The sequence below is a fragment of the Blastococcus mobilis genome (assembly GCF_900188025.1).
Classification (GTDB): domain Bacteria; phylum Actinomycetota; class Actinomycetes; order Mycobacteriales; family Geodermatophilaceae; genus Blastococcus_B; species Blastococcus_B mobilis.
In genome coordinates, this window is record NZ_FZNO01000018.1 from 84,292 (window position 1) to 99,737 (window position 15,446).

General features: G+C 70.7%; 16 protein-coding genes. 10 read left to right on the forward strand and 6 right to left on the reverse strand.

Going from position 1 to position 15,446, the window contains the following annotated elements:
* Window positions 1-2 precede the first annotated feature (2 nt).
* From CHB94_RS16125 to CHB94_RS16145, 5 genes are all read left to right on the forward strand, one after another.
* Window positions 3-473 (forward strand): (2Fe-2S)-binding protein, encoded by a 471-nt coding sequence (locus CHB94_RS16125; protein ID WP_089337576.1) that lies wholly within the window; start codon window positions 3-5, stop codon window positions 471-473.
* Window positions 470-2,767 carry a xanthine dehydrogenase subunit D gene (pucD, locus tag CHB94_RS16130; protein WP_089337577.1) on the forward strand — a complete coding sequence of 766 codons (2,298 nt, stop codon included), beginning with the start codon at window positions 470-472 and terminating at the stop codon, window positions 2,765-2,767. Before CHB94_RS16125 ends, pucD begins: the two co-directional genes overlap by 4 nt.
* Before the next feature lie 36 nt (window positions 2,768-2,803).
* On the forward strand, window positions 2,804-3,349 hold the full coding sequence (locus CHB94_RS16135; protein WP_089337578.1) for a DUF1353 domain-containing protein: 546 nt from the start codon (window positions 2,804-2,806) through the stop codon (window positions 3,347-3,349).
* A gap of 230 nt (window positions 3,350-3,579) precedes the next feature.
* Window positions 3,580-5,304: a bifunctional metallophosphatase/5'-nucleotidase gene (locus tag CHB94_RS16140; protein ID WP_089337579.1), complete on the forward strand. Its 1,725-nt coding sequence runs from the start codon at window positions 3,580-3,582 to the stop codon at window positions 5,302-5,304.
* 97 nt (window positions 5,305-5,401) lie between these two features.
* Complete coding sequence (locus CHB94_RS16145) at window positions 5,402-6,130, forward strand: glutamine amidotransferase (RefSeq protein ID WP_089337580.1); 729 nt, start codon at window positions 5,402-5,404, stop codon at window positions 6,128-6,130.
* Window positions 6,131-6,191: 61 nt separating this feature from the next.
* Here CHB94_RS16145 and CHB94_RS16150 read toward each other — a convergent pair whose 3' ends face one another.
* The 6 genes from CHB94_RS16150 to CHB94_RS16175 form a co-directional block, all read right to left on the reverse strand.
* Window positions 6,192-6,989 carry a class I SAM-dependent methyltransferase gene (locus CHB94_RS16150; protein ID WP_176445593.1) on the reverse strand — a complete coding sequence of 266 codons (798 nt, stop codon included), beginning with the start codon at window positions 6,987-6,989 and terminating at the stop codon, window positions 6,192-6,194.
* 2 nt (window positions 6,990-6,991) lie between these two features.
* Window positions 6,992-8,086 (reverse strand): Sir2 family NAD-dependent protein deacetylase, encoded by a 1,095-nt coding sequence (locus CHB94_RS16155; RefSeq protein ID WP_089337582.1) that lies wholly within the window; start codon window positions 8,084-8,086, stop codon window positions 6,992-6,994.
* Window positions 8,083-9,762 (reverse strand): cyclophane-containing peptide 2OG-Fe(II) oxygenase YhhC, encoded by a 1,680-nt coding sequence (yhhC, locus tag CHB94_RS16160; RefSeq protein WP_089337583.1) that lies wholly within the window; start codon window positions 9,760-9,762, stop codon window positions 8,083-8,085. Before yhhC ends, CHB94_RS16155 begins: the two co-directional genes overlap by 4 nt.
* Window positions 9,759-10,928 (reverse strand): radical SAM protein, encoded by a 1,170-nt coding sequence (locus CHB94_RS16165; RefSeq protein ID WP_254920704.1) that lies wholly within the window; start codon window positions 10,926-10,928, stop codon window positions 9,759-9,761. Before CHB94_RS16165 ends, yhhC begins: the two co-directional genes overlap by 4 nt.
* A gap of 44 nt (window positions 10,929-10,972) precedes the next feature.
* Window positions 10,973-11,296, reverse strand: coding sequence for a hypothetical protein (locus CHB94_RS16170; RefSeq protein WP_141137524.1), 324 nt, complete (start codon window positions 11,294-11,296; stop codon window positions 10,973-10,975).
* Between the two features lie 359 nt (window positions 11,297-11,655).
* A complete protein-coding gene (locus tag CHB94_RS16175; RefSeq protein WP_217899335.1) occupies window positions 11,656-12,126 on the reverse strand; it encodes a MarR family winged helix-turn-helix transcriptional regulator in 471 nt (156 codons plus the stop codon).
* Between the two features lie 101 nt (window positions 12,127-12,227).
* On the opposite strand from CHB94_RS16175, the gene CHB94_RS16180 reads away from it, so the two are divergent.
* Genes CHB94_RS16180 through CHB94_RS16200 form a run of 5 tightly spaced genes read left to right on the forward strand, consistent with a single transcriptional unit; the run spans window position 12,228 to window position 15,210 of the window.
* On the forward strand, window positions 12,228-12,422 hold the full coding sequence (locus CHB94_RS16180) for an NAD(P)-binding domain-containing protein (protein ID WP_089337586.1): 195 nt from the start codon (window positions 12,228-12,230) through the stop codon (window positions 12,420-12,422).
* 22 nt (window positions 12,423-12,444) lie between these two features.
* Window positions 12,445-12,978, forward strand: coding sequence for a VOC family protein (locus tag CHB94_RS16185; protein WP_089337587.1), 534 nt, complete (start codon window positions 12,445-12,447; stop codon window positions 12,976-12,978).
* A complete protein-coding gene (locus CHB94_RS16190; RefSeq protein ID WP_217899336.1) occupies window positions 12,975-14,129 on the forward strand; it encodes a luciferase domain-containing protein in 1,155 nt (384 codons plus the stop codon). Before CHB94_RS16185 ends, CHB94_RS16190 begins: the two co-directional genes overlap by 4 nt.
* Window positions 14,129-14,431 (forward strand): hypothetical protein, encoded by a 303-nt coding sequence (locus CHB94_RS16195; protein ID WP_176445594.1) that lies wholly within the window; start codon window positions 14,129-14,131, stop codon window positions 14,429-14,431. Before CHB94_RS16190 ends, CHB94_RS16195 begins: the two co-directional genes overlap by 1 nt.
* Complete coding sequence (locus tag CHB94_RS16200; RefSeq protein ID WP_089337589.1) at window positions 14,428-15,210, forward strand: 2-keto-4-pentenoate hydratase; 783 nt, start codon at window positions 14,428-14,430, stop codon at window positions 15,208-15,210. Before CHB94_RS16195 ends, CHB94_RS16200 begins: the two co-directional genes overlap by 4 nt.
* The last annotated feature ends 236 nt before the right edge of the window (window positions 15,211-15,446 follow it).

Below are 15,446 nucleotides of genomic sequence, written 5' to 3' on the forward strand. Positions count from 1 at the left end.
GCATGCGCATCACGACCACCGTCAACGGGGCCGTGCACGAGGTCGACGACGTCTGGCCCGGCGAGAGCCTGCTCTACATGCTGCGCGAGCGCATGGGGCTGCCCGGGTCGAAGAACGCCTGCGAGCAGGGCGAGTGCGGCTCCTGCACCGTCTATCTGGACGGCGAGCCGGTCTGCTCCTGCCTGGTCGCGGCCGGTCAGGCGATCGGCCGGGAAGTGACCACCGTGGAGGGGCTCGCCACGGAGGGGCAGCTGCACCCGGTGCAGGAGGCGTTCCTCGAGTGCGGTGCGGTGCAGTGCGGCTTCTGCACACCGGGCCTGCTCGTGGCCGCGCACGACCTGCTCGCCCGCGTGCCGGACCCGTCCGACCTGGAGATCCGCGAGGCGCTGGCCGGGAACCTGTGCCGCTGCACCGGTTACGAGAAGATCCTGGACGCGGTCCGGTCGGCCGCGCGGCGGCAGGCCGAGGCATGAGCACCGAGGCCGGTACCCGGACGACGACCACCACCCAGCCGTCGGGACGAGTGGGGGACAGTCCGCTGCGGCCCGACGGGACGCTGAAGGTCACCGGCGAGTTCGCCTACGCCAGCGACCTGTGGCACGACGACATGGTCTGGGGGGTGACCCTGCGCAGCCCCCACCCCCACGCCCGGATCCGCGGGATCGACATCGCCGAGGCGCTGACCGTGCCCGGTGTGATCGCGGTGCTCACGGCCGACGACGTCCCGGGGGAGAACGCCGTCGGCCTCGAGCACGCCGACCAGCCGGTCCTGGCGTCGGAGTTCGTCCGGTACGAGGGGGAGCCGGTCGCGCTCGTGGCGGCCGACCATCCCGAGACCGCCCGCCGCGCCGCCCAGCGGATCCACGTCGAGTACGAGGTCCTGCCCGCGGTCACCGACCCCCGGCGGGCCATGGACGACGACGCGCCGGCTGTCCACCAGCCGGGGAACCTCGTGCGCCACCTGACGTTGCGCCGCGGCGACCCGGACGCCACCGCGCCGGTCGTCGTCTCCCTCGACTTCGAGGTCGGGATGCAGGACCAGGCGTTCCTGGGGCCGGAGTCCGGTCTCGCCGTCCCCGCCGAGGACGGCGGTGTCGACCTGTACGTGGCCACCCAGTGGCTGCACGTCGACCAGCGGCAGATGTGCCTCGCTCTGGGCATGCCGAAGGAGCTGGTGCGGCTGCACCTGGCCGGCGTCGGCGGCGCGTTCGGCGGGCGGGAGGACCTGTCGGTCCACGTCCACGCGTCGATGCTGGCCCTGCGCACCGGCCGGCCGGTGAAGATGTCCTACGGCCGGGAGGAGTCCTTCTTCGGCCACGTGCACCGGCACCCGGCGTGGATGACCTACGAGTTCGGCGCCGAACGCGACGGCACCCTGGTCTACGCCCGGGCCCGGACGGTGCTCGACGGCGGGGCGTACGCGTCCTCGACCGCGGCCGTGGTGGGCAACGCCGGCACGCTGGGGCTCGGCCCCTACCGGATCCCGAACGTGGCCGTCGACGCCTACGGGGTGTTCACCAACAATCCGCCGTGCGGGGCGATGCGCGGGTTCGGCTGCGTCCAGGCGGCGTACGCGCACGAGGCGCTGATGGACGAGCTCGCCGAGGCCGTCGGACTGGACCCGGTGGCGATCCGGCAGCTCAACGGCATGCGCGAGGGCGACACCAACATCACCGGCCAGGTCATCGACTCCGCGGCTCCGGTCGCCGAACTGTTGCAGATCGTCCGGGACATGCCGATGCCGCCGCCGGCGGACACCTCGGACATCCGCTCGCGCCCGGGGGCGGTCGGCAACACCACCCACGGCGAGGGCGTCGTCCGGGGCGTCGGCTACGCGGTCACGTACAAGAACGTCGGCTTCTCCGAGGGGTTCGACGACTACTCGACCGCCCGTGTCCGCCTGGAGATGACCGGTGGCGAGGCGGTCGCGACGGTGCACACCGCGGCCGCGGAGGTCGGTCAGGGGCTGATCACCGTCGAGCAGCAGATCTGCCGGACCGAGCTGGGAGTCGAGCGCGTCGTCGTCCACCCGAAGAACACCGCCGTCGGATCCGGCGGTTCGACCTCGGCGTCCCGGCAGACCTACGTGACCGGGGGAGCGGTGAAGGCCGCCTGCGAGGCCGTACGGGCCGTCGTGCTGGAACGGGCCGCGCTGTCCCTCGGGCGCCCGGCCAACGAGCTGCGCCTGGACGGCGGAAAGATCGTCGGATCCTCGGGTGAGGTGCTGGTCGGCCTCGGCGAGGTGCTGGGCGAGGACGCGGTCGAGGAAACGGTCGAGTACCGGCATCGGCCCACCCACGCCATCGACCCGGAGACGGGGCAGGGTGACGCGCACGTGCAGTTCGCCTTCTCCGCCCACCGGGCCGTCGTGGACGTGGACGTGGAGCTCGGCCTGGTGAAGGTCGTCGCGCTGGACACCGCGCAGGACGTCGGCAAGGCCATCAACCCCGACGCCGTCGTGGGTCAGATCCAGGGCGGGTCGGCGCAGGGGATGGGCCTGGCGCTGATGGAGGAGATCGTGGTGACCGACGGCCACGTGCGCAATCCGTCGTTCACCGACTACCTCATCCCGACGATCCTCGACATGCCGCCGATGCAGGTGAAGGTCCTGGAGTACGCCGACCCGCACGCGCCCTACGGCGTCCGCGGGGTGGGGGAGCCACCGACCATCTCGTCCGGGCCGGCCGTCGCGGCCGCCGTCCGTGCTGCCGCGGGCAAGCCGCTGCGGCGGGTACCGATCCGGCCGGAGCACATCACCGGCACCTGACGCTGCGGGTGGCCCGCGCCTGACGCAGAGTGAGGTGTGCCTTTCGAACCGGGGTCGCTGACCGTCAGCAGGGTCGACGCGGACACATGGGCGCTCGTCGACGAACTGGTGTACCAGGGGTGCCGGGAACGGTTCGTCGTCCCGGCCGGGTACTGCACCGACTTCGCGACGGTGCCCCGGGTGGTCTCGTGGCTGTTCCCCCGATTCGGCGCGTACACGCTCGCGGCGATCCTGCACGACTGGCTGTGCACCGAGGGCATCCGCTCGGGGGCTGTCACCTCGCGCGAGGCCGACGGCATCTTCCGGCGGGTGATGCGGGAGAGCGGCGTCCCGGTGCTGCGTCGCTGGCTGATGTGGACGGGTGTGCGCTGGCGGGCACTGTTCGACGCCGAGCGGCGGCCGGGCTGGCTGGCCAGCGCCCCCGGGGTGCTGGCCATCTCGGCGCTGGCCGCCCCCTTGGTGATTCCTCCCGCGATCGTCATCGCGCCGGCTCTCCTGGCCTTCGCCGTCGCCGAGCGGCTGGTGGCCCTGGTGGCGCCGACACGGGGGGAGGAGCTCGTCGTCCGGACGCCCTCGAGGTGACGACGAGGAGGCCGCCGGAGAGGTCCCGGACCGGTCCATCGCGCCGTTGCCCGTGTGACGGAGGTGCCCTGCGCGATCGTCCGGTTCCTTTCTGTCAGATCGCTCTACCGGAATCGAGGAGCCGGAGTTAGCCTCCCGGTGCCTCGTCGTTCACTTGCAGCCCCGCCTCCGGACCACTGGGCCAGGGTGAATGGGCGTCGTTCCGGTGAAGGCATCTGTCAGGAGAATCGATGAACCACACTGCCCTGCGCCGCTTCGCCGCGGGAGCGGCGCTCAGTGCGCTGACCGTCGCCGGCCTCACCGGGGTCGCGCACGCGGTGCCCGGCACCCCTCCCGGCGGACATCCCGGGGGCGGCCCGATCGACGTCCAGCTGCTGGCCCTCAACGACTTCCACGGCAACCTGGAGGCGCCGAGCGGTTCGAGCGGCCGCATCCAGACCGGTCCCGACGCCGGTGTCAACCGGGTCGACGCCGGTGGCGCCGAGTACCTTGCCACCCAGCTGCAGCAGCTCGGTGCGCAGCAGAAGCAGGCAAACACCATCACGGTCGCCGCTGGTGATCTGATCGGCGCCTCGCCGCTGCTGTCGGCGGCCTTCCACGACGAGCCGACCATCGAGTCGCTCGGCCTGGCCGGCCTGGACTACGCGAGCGTCGGCAACCACGAGTTCGACGAGGGTCCCGAGGAGCTGCTCCGCATCCAGAACGGCGGCTGCCACCCGGTCGACGGCTGTCTCGACGGCACGCCCTTCGCGGGCGCCGACTTCCAGTACCTCTCGGCCAACGCATTCGTCACCGAGACCGGCGCGCCGCTCCTCGAGCCGTATGCCATTCACGAGGTGCAAGGCGAGAAGATCGGGTTCATCGGCATGACCCTGGAGGGCACGCCGAGCATCGTCAGCGCCGAGGGCACAGCCGGACTCACCTTCGCCGACGAGGTGGCAACCGCAAACCGGTACGCCGCCGATCTCCAGGCACAGGGGGTCCAGGCCATCGTCGTGCTGCTGCACGAAGGCGGTAACCAGACCGGCGCGAACGCGTGGGACGTCAACGGCTGCAACGGCCTCACCGGCCCGATCGTCGACATCGCCAACGGCATGAGCGACGCAATCGATGTGGTCATCAGCGGCCACACCCACCAGGCCTACAACTGCGAGATCGACAAGAAGCTCGTCACCAGTGCGAGCTCCTTCGGGCGCCTGGTGACCGACATCGACCTGCGCCTCAACAGGGCAACCGGCGACGTTATCCAGGCGAAGGCGAAGAACGTCATCGTCACCCGGGACGTGGCCAAGGACGCAGCGCAGACCGAGCTGATCAGCCGCTACCGTGCGGCCCTCGGCCCGGTCGCCAGCAGGGTCGTCGGCTCGACGACGTCGGCGATCACCAGGACTGCCGACGAGTCGGGCGAGTCGCCGCTCGGCAACCTCATCGCCGACTCGCAGCTTGCTGCGACGGATGACGAGGAGAGGGCGGTCGCCGCGTTCATGAACCCGGGCGGCGTCCGAGCCGATCTGCCTGCCGGGTCGGTCACCTACGAGCAGGCGTTCACCGTGCAGCCGTTCGCCAACAGCCTGGTGACGCTGGACCTCACGGGCGCACAGCTGTATTGCATGCTGGAGCAGCAGTACACGGTCGCCAAGATCCTGCAGCCGTCGGGTTCGGTGTCCTACTCCGTCTCCGCCAGCGGTACGACGGCACCGGTGAGCGACCCGTGTGCCGGCACGCGGATCGTCGACGGCAGCCTCCTGATCGGCGGCGTCCCCGTCGTGGAGGGTCAGACCTACCGGGTCACCGTGAACAATTTCCTCGCCGGCGGCGGGGACGGCTTCACCGTGCTGCAGGGTGGCACCAACCCGGTCACCGGACCCATCGACCTGGACGCGCTCACCGCGTACCTCGGCGCCAACTCGCCGGTGTCCCCCCCGGCGCTCGACCGGATCACGACCGTGAGCTGAACGGTCCGCGGTGGCACAGCCACCGCCGAGCGCGCTGCGGCCCCCGACCTCACCCGAGGTCCGGGGCCGCAGCCGTCCGCAGACCTAGAATCCGGCCGTGCGGCCGTTCCTCCTGCTGTCCTCCCGCGCGGAGGACGTGGCCGCCGACGGCGAGTACGCCGCCTTCCTCCGGTTCACCGGCCTGCCTCCCGAGCGGCTGCGGCGCATCCGCATGGAGGCCGCCCCCCTGCCCGAGCTGGAGCTCGACGACTACGCGGGGGTGTTCGTCGGCGGGGGACCGTTCAACTCCAGCGACCCCCCGGAGGTCAAGTCCGAGGTCCAGCACCGGGTCGAGCGCGAGCTGTCCTCGCTCCTCGACGAGATCGTGGCGCGGGACTTCCCCTTCTTCGGAGCCTGCTACGGGGTCGGGACGCTCGGTGTGCACCAGGGCGGCGTCATCGACCGCACCTACTCCGAGCCGATCTCCGCGGTGCGGATCCGGCTCACCGACGCCGGGCGCGCCGACCCCGTGCTCACCGGCATGGCGCCGGAGTTCGACGCGTTCGTCGGGCACAAGGAGGCCTGCAGCGTGCTGCCGCGCGACGCCGTCCTGCTGGCCAGCTCAGCCGGGTGCCCGGTGCAGATGTTCCGGGTCCAGGAGAACCTCTACGCGACCCAGTTCCACCCCGAGCTGGACGTCGACGGGATCGTGACCCGGGTCCACGTCTACCAGCACGCGGGCTACTTCCCACCCTCGGAGATGGAGGCGTTGATAGCCCGCCTGAGACCGGCACTGGTGTCCGAGCCCGGCCGGATGCTGGCCAACTTCGTGGCGCGCTACGGCTGAGGGCCGAGTCCGAGGTTCCGGGGGCCCTGACGGTGTAGGCCGACTCCTCCGTCGGGTGGGCTCAGGGTCTGGCGCCCGCGGGCCACGGATCGGCCGGCTCCACCTGGATCCAGCTGGTGGTGTTCTGCGGGCGGTCCTTGGTCTCGGGCAGATGGAGCAGTCGCAATCGGCGACCGCGCACCAGCTCGACGGCATCGGCGCTCCACAGCCGGCGCATGGCCTCCGGGATCCGCCCCCGGTTCAGCCAGTGCACGAGCTGCTCGATTGCCAGGAAGGAGCCGACCTCGCTGCCCACCGAGTCGATGAGGATCGACGACGAGGGCGCCATCCTGGGGAGGAAGTGGGTGAGCAGCCACTGCAGATGATCGGGGCCGTGCAGGAAGTCGGAGAACAGCAGACCGATCGGCCGCTTGGCGAAGGGGTACCCGTCGAAGTGCCCGGGCTCGTCGAGCCGCATCCGTCGCTCGACGACGATGAGTCGCTGTTCCACGCCGATCATCCTGGCCATGGCACTGAAGTACTCGTCCGGTGACGACGCCTGCAGGTTCCCGACCCCGGCTCGTGCCACGACGGACAGCACTGTGGACAACATGCGGTCGTCCCCACGCCAGAGGTCGAGGTCGTCGACGGTGTACACCTCGCCGAGCCCGTTGCACTCGGCGGCATGCGCCATCCAGAGTGCAGAAACCCCCAGTCCCGTTCCAAGTTCGACGACCGTTTCCGGCTTCTGCATGCGGATGATCGAGTAGAGCAGGACCGCCAGGTCCTCCGTCCCGTAGTACGGACCCAGCGCGTCGGCCAGGCGCAGCAGTCGCAGGTGGGCCTCTATCCGGGTCGGCCGGGCGTCCTGGTTCTCCACGGCTACCGGATCGGACCGACGGCGCTGGCCAGATCGGCAGCCAGCGCGGTCAGCACGTCGTCGGCCTCGGCTTGGATCACGGCGTCGGCATCGATGCCGGGCGGGGGCCCGGCCGGGTCCACGACGGTGACCCATGCGCCCTGCCGGCGTGCGTGGGCTATGGCCCCGTGCTCGTCCTCGGAGACACCGACGACCACGAGGCCCCAACCGGAGAGACCTCCGGTCCCGGGGTGCTCCCGGAGCCAAGCGGCCGGGCTCACGACCCGTCGACTTCCGGCGAGCTGGTGGAGCCGGTCGTGGTTAGTGGTCACCACGGCGCTGATGAACCCTGCCTTCTCGAGATCGGCGAGCGCGCGGTGTGCCGCTGCGGGCCGGGCCGCCAGGAACCGACGGTGGATCTCCCCGAAATGGGCCGCGGCGGCATACGGCCGATCGATGATCCAGTCGAGTGCGGCGCCCGGGAACGGTTCGTAGAGCGGAACGGGTGCCAGCGGATCTCCCTCGGACAGCGCCGGCAGACCGGCCGCCACGGAGATGCCTGCACCGGTCAGCACGATGACCCCCCTCGCCGCCCGCACCATGTCCACGAGCAGGGCCGTGTCATCGGTGATCACCGGTGTCGACTGACTCCTGCCCCCACCGGTCGGGGTGTCCGAGACGTCGACGACGGGTGCCCGACGCGCCGCCTCGGTGACCGCGGGCCACCAGTGATCGGTCAGGAGGACGGCATCCGCCCCGTGGGTGATGACCACGTGCAGCGTGGGTTCCGCGCCGAGGGTCACCGACCAGACGATCGTCTGGAACTGGTGCCCGGAATCGACCCGCGACCATGTCGACTCGCCGGTCGGGCGCCAGCCGCAGGCCCGGAGCATGACGTCCACCGCCGAGGTGCGGTCCGCGAGCCGCTCGCGAGCCGGGACCAACGAGCAGCTGGCCACCCAGCCCGCCAGCCGCAGCTGCCCCGCGCGACTCACCGGCGCATACCCGCAGAACGAGAGAACCCGGTCCCGGCTGCGGAACGTCCAGCCCATGTGCGCGAGATCCCGGGCGTAGCGCATGCTCGCCTCGTCGGTGGGGACCCCGCTGAGGGCGATCACGAGCCTCCCGTGGGCGCGGCGGGGGAGAAGGCGTCGAGAACCCGGGTCAGCATGTCCTCCAGGCGCGGCAGGGCCACCTCCCAGAACTCCGACGGGAAGAATCCCGGCGACAGGGCCAGCGTGACGACCGCGATCCGCTCGCTCAGTGCCCGGTTGGCGGTGAGGACCTCCCCCAGCTGGTCGATCACCGAGCAGACATCAGGCAGCGTCGTCGCGGCGCCGTGATTCGCCGCGTCGCCGACCCCGAAGCGGTTGCAGAAGAAATCCATGTCGATGTCGAGCAGCACGGGGCCGTCGGGGGCCAGACCGGCGATGCCGTCCAGTTCTCCACGGGTGTACGTCCCGACGATCCTGGCGCGCTCCCCTGATCCGTTCGGCGAGATGACCGGCCGGCAGCCGGACAGGGGGGCGCGCAACGGCTCTTCGTCGAGCCACATCGGGAAGGCACTGGCCCCCGCGTGGTCAGAGTGCCAGGCGTGGTAGACGTCGCAGTGGCGCAGCCCGTGCAAGAAGGGAGCAATGAAGCTCCCGATGCCGATTCGTCCTGCCGTGATGGCGGCTGACACCGTTCCCGGCGCAGCGATGTCCACCCGGTCCTGGCCGAGCGGGAGGTCGAAGACCCCGGGCGTCGGTGTGACCGCCAGCGGCGGGGAACCGAGGTCGTCGTGCGAGTCCAGGTGGACCAGCAGGGTCGGCTGCGACCCCGGATTGGCCGCCAGCCACTTCGACCACGCCCACAGGGCCCAGTGATGGTCGAGCGACCGCAAGAAGAAGCGGCCGTTGCTGTGCTGCCGGAGAACGCGGTACTCGGCGCGCAGGGCCGGCGTGATGCCGGTGACCGAGCGCAGCGCCTCGCTGAGGCCCGCATCCAGGTTGGCTCCCGGCGTCACGGACGGTCGCAACGTGAAGGTCCGGTCCTCGCCTGTCTCCTCCGTGGCGACCGGGTACCTCTCCGGGAACATCTCGAACACGAGCGCGGTCGCCACGTCTTCGCTGTCAGCCAGGCGCCGTGAGACGGTGATCGAGGGATGCCGGTCACCGGGAGCCGGCGGCTGATCGGGGTTCTTGCGTTCCCAGAACGAGAACACGACCGAGTACCTGACTCGAGAGCGAACCGTGCTCACCGCATGGAAGGAGGCATCGGACATCGCGAAGCCGACCGCGGTGTTGTGCAGCGGCCGGAATATTCGGTGGAGATCGGTTCCGTCGGGGCCGTTGAGAAAAACCAGGTGTCCGCCATGACGGTCGTCGTACTCGTGCCCCAGGTGCAGGACCACCCGGTGCGTCTCATCGCCTGGTCGCGGTGCGTCGTTGTGGACCCCGATACCCTGCCCCGGCTCGAGACGATGAGCGACGACCTTGACCCGGTGCTCGAGGTCGCAGTCGAAGAGTCGCGCGACGGTGCGTCTGAGCTCGTCCAGAACCACCGGGTCGAACAAGCGCCGCATGTCGCCGGACGGTGCAGAGCGGGCGAGATCCCACTCGTACTGCTCGAAGAAGTCGCCGGAATGCAGGATCCACTCGGTGGTGGTCTCCATCGCGCGCAACAGTGCATCCGCGAGCTGTGGTTGCACGAAGGCGTCGGCCACGCAGTAGAGGAAGGGGGTGCCCCGGATCTCGACGTCGCCGTTGGCGAATCGGTCGCCGGAGAGCTGATCGGGCGCGCCGGTGGTCATGCCTGCAGCAAGGGAATCTGCTCACGATCTGTCTCGACGTACAGATCAGGCGCCATCCTGTCCCAGCAGTGGCCCAGAATCTTCTTGAAGTCCTCGCAGTAGACGCTGGGGTTGTCGAACCCTCGCTCGGCGGACCATCTCGACGCCACGTGCCCGCCCCCGCAAGCTCGGAAGTACGGGCACTTCTGGCACGCGGGCGCCAGGTTGAGCGAGGCCTCGAGGATCTCCCGCCACCGAGGATCGGTCTGGATGTCCATCAGGGCGTTCGACCGGACGTTCAACTCTGTCTTCGTGATGTTGAACCGCGCCGTGCGAAGAACGTCGAGAGGCTCGAGGCTGCCGTCGGTCAGCATGGTCGTGGTCGTGACGGGCCCGTAGCCGATGGACTCGGAACCACTGGGGTGCCCGAGCAGCCCCTTGACGATGCTGTCCAGAAAGCGGATCCGGACCTTGCGGTCGGCATAGTCGTCGTACCAGAGGTCGAAGAGACGCGTGTAGTACGGCGCGATCGACGCCGGTTGGTCCGCGTGATTGGCGTCAGGGACGAGCACGTCGAAACCGACGTTCAGTTCCTCCACGAACAGGTGCAGCAGGTCCCCGGGATCGGTGGCCGGATCGCAGACGGCGAGCACGCCGGGCTCGACCCCAGCAGCGCGCAGCGTGCCGAGGGCTGCGACGACACGGTCGTAGGTGCCGGCTCCTCGATGATCGATGCGCCGGGCATCGTGCACCTCGCGATCGCCGTCGATGCTCAGCGTCACGCCGATCCGGTACTGCCGGAATATTCTCGCCCATTCGTCGTCGACGAGTGTGCCATTGGTGGTGATTGCGAGTTTGAGGGCAAAACCAAGCTCGGACTCCAGGGCACGCAGACCGGCAACCAGCCGACCGAATCGACGCTTGCCGATCAACATCGGCTCTCCGCCGTGGAAGAGGATCATGAACCGGTCGAGGTCATAGCGCTCCACGTGCTCACGTAGCCGGACGAGCAGCCAGCTCTCCGCCTCGTCGGTCAACACGGTCGGCTTCGTGTACACGCTCGGGTCGCGGAACCAGTAGCAGTAGGTGCAGGCCATGTTGCAGCGCTGGGCGAGTTTCAGCAGGAGGTATCTGCTGACGTGCTCTGTCTCACCGTCCGTGCCGCGGGTCGGGCCTCGATCGGTCATGACGGCCACCAGTCGTTCTCCGGGGGTAGCGCCGGGCCGACCGGTTACCTGCCTCCGCCGACATCCCGAACGGGATTGATGACCTCGGCCGGGTTGATGACCTCCTGGGCCAGCTGCTCGAGCGTCGACACTTCTCGGTCGTAACTCCGGCTGTATCCGGGGTCGGTGCGGTCGAAGCCTCGTTCGTGCCCCTTCTCCGCTGCCAGCCCAGCCCGGCCCAGGGAATTCAATATCTCGGACACGCCCGAGGACGTGGAGCGGATCTCGATGTCCAGGCCGTGCTTCTCCCGCAGCTCGTTGAGCTTCGCCGGATCAAGGGCCTGAAATTCATCGGGGCTGATTCGCACAATGCGGGGTTCATCGGCCATGACGCCCTCCATGGGCAGACCCTCGATCGGGATGAGGACGCTATTGCCGGCGCGATCGACGGGTCAAGACCCGCCGCTCGATGCGGACAATTCGCTCCGCAAGCCGTCACCGAGTGAACTCGCGGCGAACCCTCCTGTTCACGGGTATGGGAGGGCGCGGACGACGGTCGCCACGTGTGACCCGGATGGTCCGCGGCGCGCGGCGATCACCACGCCGATGAACGGGGCGACCCCGCCGTGCGGCGCGCGAGGATCTCGCTCCCGGGGGTGCCCGCTGCTCCTGGCCCGAGCCGCGTGGCGGTGGCGCCGATCCGTCGGCCCGCCGAGTGTCCTCGGTCGGAGAGCCGCCATGAGGGTCGTCAACGCCCGGCGGCGCGGCCCGGTTCGGGCGCAGCGCGCAGCCGGTCGAGGAGGGCGTCGAGCATGTCGCGCTCCTCGTCGCTGAAGGCGGCGAAGACCGAGCACAGGTTGGCAGCGTGCACCGGGGCCGCCTCGTCCAGCTTCGCCCGGCCGGTGTCGGTGAGGGCGGCGTAGGAGACCCTCCGGTCCGTCGGGCAGGGGACGCGCTGCACGTATCCGGCGGACTCCATGCGGTCGATCAGCCGGGTGACGCCGCCCGTTGTCAGGCTGATCTGCTCCGCGAGGCTGCCCATCGTGAGCCGGCAGTCCTCGGACCGCCCGAGTCGCACGAGTACCTCGAACCACGCGTGCGGAAGCTGGCACCGGGTCTCGAGATCAGCGCCCAGCCGTCGTTCGAGCCGGCTCTGGACCTCGAGGAGACGGCCGAAAGTCGTGATGAGGGCGTCGTCGCGCCTGGAGATCGGGGGCACGAGAACAATCTAACGCATCAGTAGTTGACGCATCAACTACCAACCCGTAGCGTTTGCTTCGCGCTCAACATCTGAGCGATCAGCCATCAGGGGAGGGGTCCGTGGGTATCACCAGCGACGATGCGACCGCTGAGAAAGCGGAGCTGGCCGCATCCCTGGGCTTCCCCCCGGTGGCTGCCGGAGGCCTGCGGCCGGCCCGCGTCGTGGTGGAGCTGGCCCTCCTCGACATCACCCTGGACGCGACCAACGGCTGCGCCAGGCGGAGCCCCTTCCAGCTCATTGGTCCGACCGCCTGAAGCACTTCTCGAAGGAGCACTCATGACCATCGCCGCTGTTCGGCTCAATCACGCCGTTCTCTTCGTCAGCGACCTCGAGCGGTCGCTGCGGTTCTGGACCGGCGCCTTCGGCATGGAGGTGGTGGCGCGTGAGCCCCGGGCCAACGCCGCCTTCCTCCGGTTGCCGCGCTCGGGCAACCACCACGACCTCGGGCTCTTCGGCATCGGTACCGGTGCCCCGCCGCGGGCCCGCGGCACCGTGGGGCTCTACCACCTGGCCTGGCAGGTGGACACCATCGACGAGCTGGAGGAGGCGCGTCTGACGCTGGCCCAGCTCGGCGCCTTCACCGGCGAGTCCAGCCACGGCGCGACCAAGAGCGTGTACGGCATCGACCCCGACGGCAACGAGTTCGAGGTCATGTGGATGCTCCCGCGCGAGGACTGGGGCGAGTACGAGCACGCCGCGCCGGTCGACCGGCTCGACATGGGTGCCGAGGTCGCCCGCTGGTCCGGTGTCGGGACCGCCGGCCGGCTCGTCGCCGGTCCGGCCGACGTGGCATCGGGGGGACGGGCGTGAGCGTCGTGATCGACTCCGCGCCGGTCGCGGTGATGGTCGGGAACCCCGATCCGGCCGCTCCGCTCGTCGTGCTGCTGCACGGGCGGGGGTCCCACGAGCAGGAGATCATCGCCCTGGCCGAGCACCTGCCCGCCGGCCCGGCGTACGCCGCCGTGCGTGCGCCGATCGCCGAGGGCGGCGGCTTCGCCTGGTTCGCCAACCGCGGCATCGGACGGCCGGTCGCCGAGTCGCTGCGCTCCACCATGGACTGGTTCCGGGGCTGGCTCGACCAGGTCGCCCCGCCGGCACGGCCGGTGGTCCTGATCGGGTTCAGCGGCGGCGCGGCGTTCGCCGGCGGGCTGGTGCTCGACGACCCTGGCCGGTATGCCGGCGCGGCGATCCTCTACGGCACGCTGCCCTTCGACGCCGGTGTCCCGACCACCCCCGCCCGGCTCGCCGGGGTGCCCGTCGTCGTCGCGCAGGGTGAACACGACACCGTCATCCCGCGGGAACTGCTGGACCGCACGTGGAACTACTTGCTCGGCGAGTCCGGCGCCCCGACGATCGCCCGCCGCGACCCTGTCGGGCACGGCATCTCCAGCGAGGCACTGGCCACGCTCGCCAGCTGGCTGCAGGAGCGCCTGGCGTTCCTCGCGCATCGGGGCCGGCCTCAGTCGGGTCCGAGCAGGTGGACGGCGCTGCCCGGTGGCGACCTTCCGGTCCGGGAGGGGCACCGACCGGCGGTCAGCTCCGGCATCCCACAGGAGCAGCGGAGCGACACCGCTCCCGTCGAGCTGCAGGAAGAGGTGTTCGCCCGGATCGCGGCGCTGCCCGGTGTGAGCACGCGTCAGTCGGCGATCTCGGTGCCGGGCGCGCGCGGCTTCATGCTCGCTCCGCCGCGGCTGGGTCCGATGGACGCGTTCATCGTCCCGTCCGCCGGCGAGTTCGCCCACGTCCACCCCGGCTACGACGGCTCGCTGCACATCGCCCTGCCGGCGGCCCTCGCGGCCGACGTGGTCGCGAAGGGATGGGGTGTCGCGCACCCGCTGGCCGGTGTCCGGCTCACCCCCGGCATGGTCATGCTGTTCGGCCCGCGCGACGCCGCCGAGCTGGAGACGGTCGTCGGCGTCGTCACCACCAGCCATGCGTGGGCCTCGGGGCAGATCGCGTGATGGACGACGCGCCGGCGCAGCGTCTCGCGCACGAGCTCGCTGCCGAGCACGTGCAGCCGGTGGAGCCCCACACCGCCCGCACGCCCGGCCTCGACCTCGCCGGGGTCAGTCGCGACGAGGTGGCTGCGGCGATCGCCTCCGTGGCGGTCGCCGTGGAGGTCATCGACAGCCGGATCGCCGACTGGCGCATCGCCGTCCAGGGCACCGTGGCCGACACCGCCTCCTCGGCCTACGCCGTCGATCCGGTGCTCGCACTCACCCGGCTGGCCGGGCCCCTCGCCGAGCAGGGCGAGGCCGCATGACCACCGCATCCCACGCCGCGCGGTCGCTGCGAGAGGCACGGCTCGCCCGTGTCCCGCGCCGGCCGTTCACCGACACGGACTCCGCGCTCGACGAGGATTGGGGCTATCAGGTCCAGGACCTCGACCGGGCCGAGCGCCTCGCTGCCGGCGAGCGCCTGGTCGGCGCCAAGCTCGGCCTCACCAGCCGGGCCAAGCAGCGCACGATGGGCGTGGCGCAGCCGATCGTCGGCTTCCTCACCGACGCGATGCAGCTCGGCATCGGCGAGGACGAGCAGGTGCTCGCGCGTACCGCGCAGCCCCGGGTCGAGCCCGAGATCGCCTTCCGGCTGGCCCGGGACCTCGACCGTCCGCTCTCCCCGTCGACGGCCGAGCAGGCGATCGACGCGGTCGCCGTCGCCGTCGAGGTCATCGACTCCCGGTACGCCGCGTTCGGGTTCCGGCTGCCCGACGTCGTCGCGGACAACACCAGCGCGGCCGGCTTCCTCATCGGCCCCTGGACGCATCCGCGACAAGCGGGGGACCTCGCCGCGGCCGGCTGCGTCCTGTCCGTCGACGGCACGGTGGCGCACACGGCGACCGGGGCCGCGATCCTCGGTCACCCGTTCCGAGCGCTCGTGCACCTGTCGGAGCACCTGGCACGGCGCGGCGACGGCCTGCCGGCAGGCGCGGTCGTGCTGGCCGGAGCCCTCACCGACGCCGTCCCGGTACGGCCCGCGGCGGTGCACCGGGCGGAGATCCGCGGGCTCGGTGCGGTCGAACTCGTCACGGGAGCCCCGTAGCAGACGGCAGCCGGGCGCGCAGGCGAGCCTCGTCGACGGCCAGCGCGGCCGTGAGGGACACGAACTCGTCCTGCGCACCTGGGGTGTGAGCCGCTCCTGGATCTGCGGGTGCGGGCCGGCGAGGGTGTCGGGGCCGCGCCCGCCCCGGAACTCTTCCTGTCTGGCCTGTGTCTGCGTCAACACACCGCTCGGGTCTCCGCAGAGTTGGGGTCCGCGCCGACTCGGCGGCTGGTACG

What these genes read in the sequence shown, in the direction of transcription:
- CHB94_RS16125 (WP_089337576.1), top strand. Translation starts at nt 3, where the DNA reads ATGCGCATCACGACCACCGTCAACGGGGCCGTGCACGAGGTCGACGAC.
- pucD (WP_089337577.1), top strand. Translation starts at nt 470, where the DNA reads ATGAGCACCGAGGCCGGTACCCGGACGACGACCACCACCCAGCCGTCG.
- CHB94_RS16140 (WP_089337579.1), top strand. Translation starts at nt 3,580, where the DNA reads ATGAACCACACTGCCCTGCGCCGCTTCGCCGCGGGAGCGGCGCTCAGT.
- yhhC (WP_089337583.1), bottom strand. Translation starts at nt 9,762, where the DNA reads ATGACCACCGGCGCGCCCGATCAGCTCTCCGGCGACCGATTCGCCAAC.
- CHB94_RS16165 (WP_254920704.1), bottom strand. Translation starts at nt 10,928, where the DNA reads ATGACCGATCGAGGCCCGACCCGCGGCACGGACGGTGAGACAGAGCAC.
- CHB94_RS16170 (WP_141137524.1), bottom strand. Translation starts at nt 11,296, where the DNA reads ATGGCCGATGAACCCCGCATTGTGCGAATCAGCCCCGATGAATTTCAG.
- CHB94_RS16185 (WP_089337587.1), top strand. Translation starts at nt 12,445, where the DNA reads ATGACCATCGCCGCTGTTCGGCTCAATCACGCCGTTCTCTTCGTCAGC.
- CHB94_RS16195 (WP_176445594.1), top strand. Translation starts at nt 14,129, where the DNA reads ATGGACGACGCGCCGGCGCAGCGTCTCGCGCACGAGCTCGCTGCCGAG.
- CHB94_RS16200 (WP_089337589.1), top strand. Translation starts at nt 14,428, where the DNA reads ATGACCACCGCATCCCACGCCGCGCGGTCGCTGCGAGAGGCACGGCTC.